General features: G+C 56.7%; 1 protein-coding gene. It reads left to right on the top strand.

All coding sequences use genetic code 11. The features are described 5' to 3' along the window. On the top strand, positions 1-406 hold a 406-nt coding region (locus ACI77D_RS29385; RefSeq protein WP_407018111.1), incomplete at both ends, for an immunoglobulin-like domain-containing protein.

The raw sequence follows: 406 nt of genomic DNA, 5'->3' as shown, positions 1-406 counted from the left end.
GGACAACGGCCAGACCATCACTATCGGTGTGAATCAGTCGAGCGGCACCGTTTCGGTTGTAGCTCCAAATGATGTGTACAAAGGCGACCAGACCGTCACCACCGCAATTAAGGGTGTGACTGGCGGCGAGCATTTCGAAAACCTAGTGCCGGGTACTACACCTGTAAACACCACCGTGACCGACACACCGGGCACCGCTGATACCACCACCGTCACTTTGACCGCGCCAAGCGCAGTCAACGAAGGCGGTCAAATTACGTACACCGCTACGCTTTCCAATAAAGCGGGCACCGACGTAACCCTGAAACTGGATAACGGCTCGACTATCACCATCAAAGCCGGCGACACCGTCGGCACTGTGACGGTCCCAGCGCCAAGCGATGACGTGTTCATCGACAAGAGCACC

Source organism: Pseudomonas sp. O39 (assembly GCF_045447295.1).
Taxonomy (GTDB): domain Bacteria; phylum Pseudomonadota; class Gammaproteobacteria; order Pseudomonadales; family Pseudomonadaceae; genus Aquipseudomonas; species Aquipseudomonas antarctica_A.
This window is presented reverse-complemented; position numbering and strand designations above follow the sequence as displayed.